We start from the raw sequence: 10,679 nt of genomic DNA, 5'->3' as shown, positions 1-10,679 counted from the left end.
GAGATTAAGCTCGGAAAATGGAAGATTTGGGAAATACAAGAAGGCAGAGCAGATAGGCAATCCGATAAAAATCAAATTTTTACGATACTCCCGCTGCTTTCAGACGGCCTTGCGCACAGAGAAAAGCAAGCTTGGGCGATTATACCCATTCCGCTCTTTTTTATCCACAACCGCCGCAAAATTTTATCCACAAATTCTATCAATGCATAAAACCCGTTGTCACACTTTGGCCAACGAAAAGTTTTTATATTGATTGACAAAAGCGGCAAATTAGAGTGTAATTCACGGTTTAATTATCTACCAATTTTTAGGAAACATCATGAAACGCACTTATCAACCTTCTGTTACCAAACGCAAACGCACCCACGGCTTCTTGGTTCGCTCCAAAACCCGCGGTGGTCGCGCAGTATTGGCTGCCCGTCGCGCCAAAGGCCGCAAACGCCTGGCTGTATAATTTTGAATTACGGCTTCTCGAAGCAGTATCGCTTATTAAAAACGGATGATTTTTCATCCGTTTTTGCGTTGAAAAACCGACGCAGCCGCGATTTGCTGCAAGTCTCCCAGTCCGCAGACAACGCGCTCGGCCATCCGCGCCTTGGTTTGGTCGTCAGCAAAAAGACTGCCAAACGCGCCCATGACCGCAATTATATGAAGCGCGTCATCCGCGACTGGTTCAGACTGAATCAACACCAGCTGCCGCCGCATGATTTTGTTGTGCGCGTGCGTCAGGCGTTTAATCGGGAAACTGCCCCAGAAGCCCGAGACCAACTTGCCCAGCTGATGAAAAAACGCCGATGAACACCCTGCTTTCCAAGCTCTTCCTTGCACTCATCCGCTTTTACCAATACTGCATCAGCCCCCTCATTCCGCCGCGCTGCCGCTATACCCCGACCTGTTCACAATACGCAGTCGAAGCCGTCAAAAAATACGGCGCATTCAAAGGCGGATGGCTGGCAATCAAACGCATCGCACGATGCCATCCTTTCGGCGGACACGGACATGACCCTGTTCCATAATGCTGCTGTCAACCATTTAAAGAACACGATTTCCTTTAATTTCCCGTCGGTTTCTATATAATGCCGTCTGAAGCAGTTTTCATCTCGATTACCTATCCGTCAATTCCAGGAATCTCTTATGGATTTTAAAAGACTAATGGCGTTTTTTGCCATTTCAGTGGCAATCTTTGCCGGCTGGGAACATTTTTTCCCCAGCCCCAAACCTAATCCGGCGCAACAAGCCGCGCAACAGCAAACGGCCGCTGCTCCGGCAAAATCCGCTGCCGAAGCCGCGCTTGCCCCGGCCTATCCCATTACCGTTACCACAGACACGGTTAAAGCCGTCATCGATGAGAAAAGCGGCGACCTGCGTCAGCTGACCCTCTTGCAATACAAAGCAACCGGCGACGAACACAAACCTTTCGTCCTGTTTAACGACGGCAAGGAATACACCTACGTTGCCCAATCCGAGCTTTTGGACGCACAAGGCAACAACGTTCTGAAAGGCATCAGCTTTACCGCTCCGCAAAAACAATACAGTTTGGAAGGCGACAAAGTTGAAGTCCGCCTGAGCGCACCTGAAACCAACGGCCTGAAAATCGACAAAGTTTATACTTTTACTAAAGGCAGCTACTTGGTTAACGTCCGCTTTGACATTACCAACAGCAACGGCCAACCCGTCAACCTGAGCGCAGACTACCGCATCGTCCGCGACCACAGCGAACCTGAAGGCCAAGGCTATTTCACCCGCTCTTACGTCGGCCCGGTGGTTTACACCCCTGAAGGCAACTTCCAAAAAGTCAGCTTCTCCGATTTGGACGACGATGCCAAATCAGGCAAATCCGAAGCCGAATACATCCGCAAAACCCCGACCGGCTGGCTCGGCATGATTGAACACCACTTCATGTCCACCTGGATTCTCCAACCTAAAGGCGGACAAAGCGTTTGCGCCGCTGGCGACTGCCGTATCGACATCAAACGCCGCAATGACAACCTGTACAGTGCAAGCGTCAGCGTACCTTTAGCCGTGATCCAAGCCGGCGCAAAAGCCGAAACCGCCATCAACCTGTATGCCGGTCCGCAAACCACTTCCGTTATCGCCAACATCGCCGACAAACTGCAACTGGCCAAAGACTACGGCAAAGTACACTGGTTCGCCTCCCCGCTCTTCTGGCTCTTGAACCAACTGCACAACATCATCGGCAACTGGGGCTGGGCAATCATCGTTTTGACCATCATCGTCAAAGCCGTACTGTATCCATTGACCAACGCCTCTTACCGCTCTATGGCAAAAATGCGTGCAGCCGCACCTAAATTGCAAGCCATCAAAGAGAAATACGGCGATGACCGCATGGCGCAACAACAAGCCATGATGCAGCTTTACAAAGACGAGAAAATCAATCCGCTGGGCGGCTGTCTGCCTATGCTGTTGCAAATCCCCGTCTTCATCGGTCTGTACTGGGCATTGTTCGCTTCCGTAGAATTGCGCCAAGCGCCTTGGTTGGGTTGGATTACCGACTTGAGCCGCCCGGATCCTTTCTACATCCTGCCTTTGATTATGGCGGCAACCATGTTTGCACAAACTTATCTGAATCCGCCGTCAACCGACCCTATGCAGGCAAAAATGATGAAAATCATGCCTTTGGTTTTCTCCATCATGTTCTTCTTCTTCCCTGCCGGTTTGGTTCTGTACTGGGTAGTCAACAACCTCTTGACCATCGCCCAACAATGGCACATCAACCGCAGCATCGAAAAACAACGCGCCCAAGGCGAAGTTGTTTCTTGATAAAGGTTTAGGCAACACAAAGGCCGTCTGTTGTTCAGACGGCCTTTTTTTATTTCCTCAAATACAGTTTGAGATTGAACCCAATCCAGTTTTACGCGGCATGCAACACAAAAATCGTCGGGCGTTTTTTCAAATTTAGCATTTCTTTTCTTTTTCGCCACTGCGCAATCGTCTGGCTGATGATTTCCTGTGTCGGCAAGGTCAAGTCCGTAGCCACACACAAACGCGTTTCAGTGTGCAGGTTTTCCACCGCATCAGCCAACAACGCATCGTTGCGATACGGCGTTTCGATAAACAGCTGCGTTTCATTCTGCTGGCGCGAACGTTGCTCCAAAACCTTCAAACTCTGAATCCGCTCATTTTTTTCAGACGGTAGATAACCCTTAAACGCAAAGTTCTGCCCATTCGCACCCGAAGCCATCAGCGCCAGCAACAAGCTGGATGGCCCAACTAAAGGCCGTACTTCAAAACCGTGTTTATGCGCCAACGCCACTAAATTCGCCCCAGGATCGGCAACAGCCGGACAACCTGCCTCGCTGACAATGCCCATACTGCGCCCTTCTTGCAAAGGTTTCAGCAGTTCCGGCAAAGTCTTCAAATCCGTGTGTTCATTCAACGTTTGCAAATTCAGTTCGCGGATAGGCGTAGTCACACCCAAATGCTTCAAATGCGCGCGCGCTGTTTTTTCCGCTTCCACAACAAAATCCGTCAGCCCGACAATCGCCTGTTGTTCATGCGGCAACAGGCATGGCGTATCAGGCGCACCCAAAGGGGTAGGAATCAAATACAAAATCGGTTTCATTCTTGCAACTCCAAAAAATCTCAGGCCGTCTGAACACATTCAGACGGCCCCAAACTATAAAACTTCCACACCTTCGTTTTTCAAAAAATCAATCAGACGGAAAATCGGAAGGCCGATCAAAGCATTCGGGTCCGTACTTTCAATCTGCTCCAACAAAGCAGCGCCCAAACCCTCGCTCTTCGTCGCACCGGCACAATAAACCGCATCCGGCTCACGTTCCAAATATCGGCTGATTTGTTCCTGCGTCAACCGGCGCATGGTAACCACCGTATGATCGACATGATGCTGAACCTTGCCCGTAGCAGTATTCAAAAGCACGATTGCGCTGTAAAATTCAATCCGTTTTCCGCTTAAGTCCGCCAGCATCTGTTGTGCATTTGCGACGTTCATCGGCTTACCCAACTGCCGTCCTTCACACCATGCGACTTGGTCTGCGCCGATAATAAGCGCAGCAGGAAAAGTTGCCGCCAATGAACGGGCTTTGCCTTCAGCCAAACGCAGCGCCGTCTCGCCAGCATGCTCGCCCGCAATAGGCGTTTCGTCAAAATCAGGCGATGCCGTCTGAAAATCGATACCCAAACGGCGAAGCTGTCCACAGCGAAAAACCGAACTCGACCCTAAAACCAAAGGCAGTTTTACTTCCATATTTTTACTTAAAAACATTGACGTTAGACTGCCGAAATTATATCATACTCCGTTTATGTCATACCCTAATTTGATTGACCCAGAAGTTTTCGCCGCCGAAGGGCAGAATCTGCAAGGCAGCTTCCTGCTCGAAGAATTGGATGAACGAGTCAGTTCGCACGATTATCCGGCCGACAAACAGACACGCGTGTCGTTTACGCTGCAAGGCGGTCGCGACCTGCTACAACGTCTGTTTCTCGATTTAAACGTCAAAGCCGACATGCCCCTGATTTGCCAGCGTTGCATTACGCCCATGCCGTTTCTACTCGATGAAACCAGCCGTATCGTCCTGTTTGCCGATGAAGAGAGTTTGGACGAAGCCATGCTTGCCGATGAAGAATTGGAAGGCATGTTACTCGAAAAAGAGCTTGACGTGCGGACTCTGGTTGAAGACCAAATCCTGATGTCGCTCCCTTTCTCCCCTCGACACGAAGACTGCGGCAACACTGGAACACTGGATGAAGTCAATCGGGACAAACCAAACCCCTTCGCTGTTTTAGCAGGTTTGAAAAGCAGTTAATTAGGACACAGTTTATTTATCTAGGAGCTTGAAATGGCCGTTCAACAAAACAAAAAATCCCCTTCTAAACGCGGTATGCACCGTTCACACGACGCTCTGACTGCGCCTTCTCTGTCTGTTGACAGCGCAACCGGCGAAGTGCATCGTCCACACCACATTTCTCCAAACGGTATGTACCGTGGCCGTAAAGTGGTAAAAGCCAAAGGCGAATAATCCGTTCGTCTGACTGAAAAAGCCAGAATATTGCCATGCAATGACTGGCTTTTTTGCATTGCACCCTGTATTTTCTTCTTCGGAAGCACACCATGAAACGTAAAATCTGGTACACCTACGACGACATCCACCGCGTAATCAAAGGATTGGCGGAAAAAATCCAAAACTCCGGCACCAAATACGATGCCATGATTGCCATTGGCGGCGGCGGTTTTATCCCTGCCCGCATGTTGCGCTGCTTCTTGGAAATTCCGATTTACGCCGTCACCACAGCCTACTACGACAACGATAACGAAGGTCAAGTTACCGAGGAAGTAAAAAAAGTCCAATGGCTTGATCCCGTTCCAGATGCCCTGAAAGGCAAAAACGTACTGGTCGTTGACGAAGTGGACGACAGCCGCGTTACCATGGAATTCTGCCTGAACGAATTGTTGAAAGAAGATTTCGGCACCGTCGGCGTGGCAGTATTGCATGAAAAAATCAAAGCCAAATTCGGCAAAATTCCTGAAGGTGTCCCTTATTTCAGCGGCATTACCGTGGAAGACTGGTGGATCAACTATCCTTGGGACGCGCTGGACATCGACGAACACAACAAATTGGCCGCGCAAAACCAATAAATCTGGCACAACCGTCGCAACAAGCCTTTTCATCTGATTTTCAATTCAATTTCCTGAAAATCAGATGAGTGTGCTTGTCCGATTGTTTGAGGCCGTCTGAAACACACAAACCGGAGAACAACATGATTACACTGGCCGTAGATGCCATGGGCGGAGATGCAGGCCTTGCGATGACCGTCCCCGGTGCAGTGGATTTCCTGAAACAGCAATCCGACGTACATCTGATTATGGTCGGAGATGAAGCAGCAGTCCGCCAAGCATTAAGCTCGGCAGGCGCGCCTATGGACCGCATTACCGTCTGCCATGCAGCGCAAGTCGTCGAAATGGATGAAGCGCCACAATCCGCTCTGAAAAACAAAAAAGAATCATCCATGCGCATCGCCATCAACCAAGTTAAAGAAGGCAATGCGCAAGCCGCCGTATCGGCAGGCAATACCGGCGCACTGATGGCGACCGCCCGATTCGTCCTCAAGACTATTCCCGGCATTGAGCGCCCTGCCATCGCCAAATTCCTGCCTTCCGACAGCGAACACGTTACCCTGGCTTTGGATTTGGGTGCAAATGTCGATTGCACGCCAGAACAACTGGTTCAATTTGCCATCATCGGCAGCGAGCTGGTACACGCTCTACACCCCGAAAAAGGCAGCCCGCGCGTCGCCCTTTTGAACGTCGGCACAGAAGACATCAAGGGTACGGATGCCGTCAAACAAACCTTTAAACTGTTAAGCAGCAGCAAACTCAACTTTATCGGCAATATCGAAAGCAACAGCGTTTTGTATGGCGAAGCCGATGTTATTGTCGCAGACGGATTTGTCGGCAACGTTATGCTCAAAACCATCGAAGGCGCAGTTAAATTCATGAGCGGTGCCATCCGTCGTGAATTCCAAAGCACCCTGTTCAACAAACTTGCCGCCATTGCCGCCCTGCCCGCGCTCAAAGGGTTGAAAGGCAAATTGGATCCGCGCAAATTTAACGGCGCCATCCTGCTTGGTTTACGCGGTATTGTAATTAAGAGCCACGGCGGAACCGACGAAGTCGGCTTCCGTTATGCTTTGGAAGAAGCCTATCACGAAGCCAAATCTGCCGGCCTCGCTCAAATCGAACAAGGCGTAGCTACCCAGTTGGCTGCTTTGGAAGCCGCCAAAGCAGAACTGGAAGCTGCTGCTACTCCAGCAACGGAAGCTTAAGGCTGATATATACAGGCCGTCTGAAACTTCAAAATGTTCAGACGGCCTGTTTTTATCTTTAATCACCGACTTCATTCTTAATATTGGGAATTTTCCCATTTTCGCTTACAATACCCGACTATCTGAATCAACTCTCTAAAAAGGCCGTTCTCATGCAATATGCCAAAATTTCCGGTACAGGCAGCTACCTTCCTGCCAACCGCGTCAGCAATGACGACCTTGCCAAAAAAGTGGACACTTCCGACGAGTGGATTACCACGCGTACAGGTATCAAATTTCGCCATATTGCAGACGACAGCGAAAAAACCAGCGACTTGGCTGCCGAGTCAGCGCGCCGCGCCTTGGCAGATGCCAATTTACAGGCTGACGATATCGACCTGATTATCGTCGCCACAGCCACTCCCGATATGCAATTCCCTTCCACGGCAACCATCGTGCAGCAAAAATTGGGCATTGCCAACGGCTGCCCTGCCTTCGACGTACAAGCCGTATGCGCCGGTTTTATGTATGCCCTGACCACTGCCAATGCCTACATCAAAAGCGGCATGGCAAAAAACGCTTTGGTTATCGGCGCGGAAACCTTCAGCCGCATCGTCGATTGGAACGACCGCACCACCTGCGTCCTCTTTGGTGACGGTGCGGGCGCAGTTGCCTTAAGCGCATCTGACGAACCGGGCATCATCCACGGCAAACTCAAAGCCGACGGCAACTACCTCAACCTTTTGAACGCCCCTGGACAAATCGCCAACGGCCAGATTTGCGGTTCGCCCTACATCAGCATGGACGGCCCCGGCGTATTCAAGTTTGCCGTCAAAATGCTGGCAAAAATTGCAGATGACGTCATCGAAGAAGCCGGTTACACCGCCGATCAAATCGATTGGATTGTGCCGCACCAAGCCAATAAGCGCATTATCGACTCTACCGCCAAACACTTGGGCTTGAGCATGGACAAAGTGATCTTGACCGTCCAAGACCACGGCAACACTTCCGCCGCCTCCATTCCGCTGGCACTGGATGTCGGTATTAAAAACGGCCAAATCAAACGCGGACAAAACCTCTTGCTCGAAGGCATCGGCGGCGGTTTTGCCTGGGGTGCGGTTTTGGTGAAATACTAATGGTTAGGCCGTCTGAACACCCCTTTCAGACGGCCTATTCTGCTCAAACCCATGAAATCCCTAACGTTTGCACTCTGCATCAGCAGCCTGTTTTTAAGCATAACAGCTGCGATATTGCCCAAACTGGCAATCGCCTATCTCGCACTGAGTGTATACGTTTTCTTGATTTACTACCTAGATAAACAGCGCGCACGTAACCACGGCAGACGCATACCCGAAGCAAAATTGCACCTGCTTAATCTGCTTGGCGGCTGGCCGGGCGGTTATTGCGGCAGCCTCGCATTCAGACACAAAACCAGCAAACCCGGATTTGTCCGCACCTTCCGGCTGACCGCCGCAACCAATACTGTTGCCACCCTCCTTCTGCTGGCAGACATCCTCAAACATTCAAACCAATAAGGAATTACTATGTCTTTCGCATTCTTCTTCCCCGGACAAGGCTCACAAAGCCTAGGCATGATGAACGGCTTTGCCGAACAAGCCATCGTTAAAGCCACATTTGACGAAGCTTCCGCCGTATTGGGTCAAGACCTGTGGGCAATGATTAACGGCGAAGATGCCGAATTAATCGGACAAACCGTCAACACCCAGCCCATCATGCTGGCTGCCGGCATTGCCACCTACCGCGCCTACTTGGAAGCCGGCGGTAAAATCCCTTCAGTCGTTGCAGGCCACAGCCTCGGCGAATACACCGCCCTCGTCGCTGCCGGCGCATTGGATTTCGCAGACGCGGTCAAACTGGTTCGCCTGCGCGCCGAACTCATGCAATCTGCCGTACCGCAAGGCGTAGGCGCAATGGCCGCTATTTTGGGTTTGGAAGATGAACAAGTAAAAGCCATTTGTGCCGAAGCTGCACAAGGCGAAGTCGTTGAAGCCGTCAACTTCAATTCCCCAGGCCAAGTCGTGATTGCCGGCAATACCGCCGCAGTCGAACGCGCCATGGCCGCCGCCAAAGAAGCCGGAGCCAAACGCGCCCTGCCGCTGCCTGTTTCCGTTCCCTCACATTGCAGCCTCATGAAGCCTGCAGCGGAAAAACTTGCCGAAGCATTGAAAGACATCACCATCAAACAACCGCAAATCCGCGTCATTCATAACGCCGACGTTGCCTCTTACAATGATGCCGACAAAATCAAAGATGCCTTGGTACGCCAACTGTACAGCCCGGTGCGCTGGACAGAAACCGTCAATGCACTTGTTTCCGAAGGCATCACCGAATCCGCCGAATGCGGACCCGGCAAAGTCCTCGCAGGCCTAGCCAAACGCATCAATAAAGAAGCCGCGTGCAGCGCATTGACCAATGCCGACCAAGTGGCTACATTTATCGAAGCCCACTAAAACGTTTTTAGACGGCCTTCCTCAAAAAGGCCGTCTTTAATTCTTGAATATAAACCAGTAAAATAACAACAAAAAAGATGGGGAAGAAATCCTAAATCAGAAAATATAGGCATTTACAAGAAGATTCATCTTAATAACCGTTTTTAATGCATATTTCAAACTAAGTAACTTTGCCAGACTCCTGCCTGAATGAATATAAATATCAAAATTGTAAATACTGGAATTAAGTCGCCTAACTTATTGGCAACTTGATTACGAAAACACCTTTAACAAGTTCTAATCAATATAAGAAATAGTTATGAGTAAAACAATATTATTTGGAATGCCTACTGTATCCGGATTGTATAAACTAATTGATAAAAATTTGAAATACCATGGTTTTAAAGTTATTAATATTACAGAAGACTTTGAAAACTTCCGTTATCCTTCTATTTCTAGTTGGCTAAAAGTAAAATGGAGTAAATTTATTTACAAAGATATATCTGCTAAAAAAAATTTGAAATGTTCAACATTACAGAATATTATTACAGAGAAAATTAAGAATATTGGCGAATTAGACTACGCTTTATTAATTAGTGGCGACATATACAATAATGATTTTATTCAATTTCTTAATAAAATAAGTCAAAATGGTGTAGTTAATTATCAATTTGACGGTTTACATCGATTTCCTTCAATTTATCCTTTAATAAATGAATTTAATAGATGTTATGTTTTTGATTCAAATGATTTATATTATTCGGAATACCATCTCTTTCCTGCAACAAATTTCTATTTTGACTATGAGCTAGATAACCTTCCCGAAAGAACAGTAGATTTCTACTTCACAGGTGTTCATATGGACTCCCGAGCAAAAGTAATTGCTAATTTTGGACGCTATGCAAAAACAAGGAATAAGAGTACTGACATAAATATATTTTGGAAAAGATACGCAGATGGCAGAAAAATATACCCTGATGAGAGCATTACACTTATTGATAAAACAATCAGCTTTGAGGAAAATATTAAACGTGCCCAACATGCGAAAGTATTAATTGACTTTGTTATTGATAAGCATAATGGCTTATCTTTTCGCACTTTCGAAGCACTAGGAAATAAACAAAAGCTGATTACCACAAATACACAAGTAAAATACTATGATTTTTATCACCCTAATAATTTCCTAGTTTGGGATGGATATGATTTTGCACAACTAGATGAGTTTTTAGCAAAACCCTACGTTGATATTGATGAGAAAATTCGACAAAAGTACAGTTTTAAAAATTGGATTAGTTATATACTACAAATTCAACCATATAAAGAAATAAAGCTTCCAAATCCAATAGAAGATATAAAAATCAAACCATAATGATAGGCCCATATAAAAAATCAAAAACTTACTATCATATTTTGGGATAAATGTCTTTTAAATTTCTATTAACATGG

At 48.0% G+C, this 10,679-nt stretch carries 14 protein-coding genes; 12 read left to right on the top strand and 2 right to left on the bottom strand.

What is annotated here, in order from left to right; all coding sequences use genetic code 11:
- Positions 1-319 precede the first annotated feature (319 nt).
- The 4 genes from rpmH (at position 320) to yidC (ending at position 2,781) form a co-directional block, all read left to right on the top strand.
- The gene (gene rpmH, locus FAH66_RS10765; protein WP_002214728.1) at positions 320-454 is read left to right on the top strand and encodes a 50S ribosomal protein L34; all 135 of its coding nucleotides are present in this window, start codon (positions 320-322) and stop codon (positions 452-454) included.
- A 2-nt stretch (positions 455-456) separates the two neighbouring features.
- On the top strand, positions 457-798 hold the full coding sequence (rnpA, locus tag FAH66_RS10760) for a ribonuclease P protein component (protein WP_049352010.1): 342 nt from the start codon (positions 457-459) through the stop codon (positions 796-798).
- The gene (gene yidD, locus FAH66_RS10755; RefSeq protein ID WP_003684591.1) at positions 795-1,016 is read left to right on the top strand and encodes a membrane protein insertion efficiency factor YidD; all 222 of its coding nucleotides are present in this window, start codon (positions 795-797) and stop codon (positions 1,014-1,016) included. Before rnpA ends, yidD begins: the two co-directional genes overlap by 4 nt.
- Positions 1,017-1,134: 118 nt before the next feature.
- Positions 1,135-2,781 carry a membrane protein insertase YidC gene (gene yidC, locus FAH66_RS10750; RefSeq protein ID WP_137041575.1) on the top strand — a complete coding sequence of 549 codons (1,647 nt, stop codon included), beginning with the start codon at positions 1,135-1,137 and terminating at the stop codon, positions 2,779-2,781.
- 91 nt (positions 2,782-2,872) lie between these two features.
- Here the strand turns inward: yidC and FAH66_RS10745 are convergent, their stop codons facing one another.
- Together FAH66_RS10745 and FAH66_RS10740 are read right to left on the bottom strand one after the other, a co-directional pair.
- Entirely contained in the window at positions 2,873-3,583 is a 711-nt protein-coding gene (locus FAH66_RS10745) for an SAM-dependent methyltransferase (RefSeq protein WP_137041574.1), read from the bottom strand.
- Positions 3,584-3,637: 54 nt separating this feature from the next.
- Positions 3,638-4,228: a Maf family protein gene (locus FAH66_RS10740; RefSeq protein WP_167480350.1), complete on the bottom strand. Its 591-nt coding sequence runs from the start codon at positions 4,226-4,228 to the stop codon at positions 3,638-3,640.
- A 55-nt stretch (positions 4,229-4,283) separates the two neighbouring features.
- Between FAH66_RS10740 and FAH66_RS10735 the strand changes: the two genes are divergently transcribed.
- From FAH66_RS10735 to FAH66_RS10700, 8 genes are all read left to right on the top strand, one after another.
- The gene (locus tag FAH66_RS10735) at positions 4,284-4,787 is read left to right on the top strand and encodes a YceD family protein (protein ID WP_137041572.1); all 504 of its coding nucleotides are present in this window, start codon (positions 4,284-4,286) and stop codon (positions 4,785-4,787) included.
- Positions 4,788-4,820: 33 nt separating this feature from the next.
- Positions 4,821-5,000: a 50S ribosomal protein L32 gene (gene rpmF / locus FAH66_RS10730; RefSeq protein ID WP_002240035.1), complete on the top strand. Its 180-nt coding sequence runs from the start codon at positions 4,821-4,823 to the stop codon at positions 4,998-5,000.
- Between the two features lie 92 nt (positions 5,001-5,092).
- A complete protein-coding gene (locus FAH66_RS10725; protein ID WP_137041571.1) occupies positions 5,093-5,617 on the top strand; it encodes a phosphoribosyltransferase in 525 nt (174 codons plus the stop codon).
- Between the two features lie 122 nt (positions 5,618-5,739).
- Positions 5,740-6,804: a phosphate acyltransferase PlsX gene (plsX, locus tag FAH66_RS10720; RefSeq protein ID WP_137041570.1), complete on the top strand. Its 1,065-nt coding sequence runs from the start codon at positions 5,740-5,742 to the stop codon at positions 6,802-6,804.
- A 152-nt stretch (positions 6,805-6,956) separates the two neighbouring features.
- Positions 6,957-7,919 (top strand): beta-ketoacyl-ACP synthase III, encoded by a 963-nt coding sequence (locus FAH66_RS10715; protein WP_137041569.1) that lies wholly within the window; start codon positions 6,957-6,959, stop codon positions 7,917-7,919.
- A gap of 51 nt (positions 7,920-7,970) precedes the next feature.
- Complete coding sequence (locus FAH66_RS10710) at positions 7,971-8,318, top strand: DUF1294 domain-containing protein (protein WP_137041568.1); 348 nt, start codon at positions 7,971-7,973, stop codon at positions 8,316-8,318.
- A 9-nt stretch (positions 8,319-8,327) separates the two neighbouring features.
- A complete protein-coding gene (fabD, locus tag FAH66_RS10705) occupies positions 8,328-9,254 on the top strand; it encodes an ACP S-malonyltransferase (RefSeq protein ID WP_137041567.1) in 927 nt (308 codons plus the stop codon).
- Between the two features lie 298 nt (positions 9,255-9,552).
- A complete protein-coding gene (locus FAH66_RS10700; RefSeq protein ID WP_137041566.1) occupies positions 9,553-10,602 on the top strand; it encodes a WaaS/CpsH family glycosyltransferase in 1,050 nt (349 codons plus the stop codon).
- The last annotated feature ends 77 nt before the right edge of the window (positions 10,603-10,679 follow it).

The organism is Neisseria subflava, assembly GCF_005221305.1.
Classification (GTDB): domain Bacteria; phylum Pseudomonadota; class Gammaproteobacteria; order Burkholderiales; family Neisseriaceae; genus Neisseria; species Neisseria subflava.
Note: the sequence above shows the minus strand (reverse complement) of the source record. Positions and strands in the feature narration are given on the sequence as shown.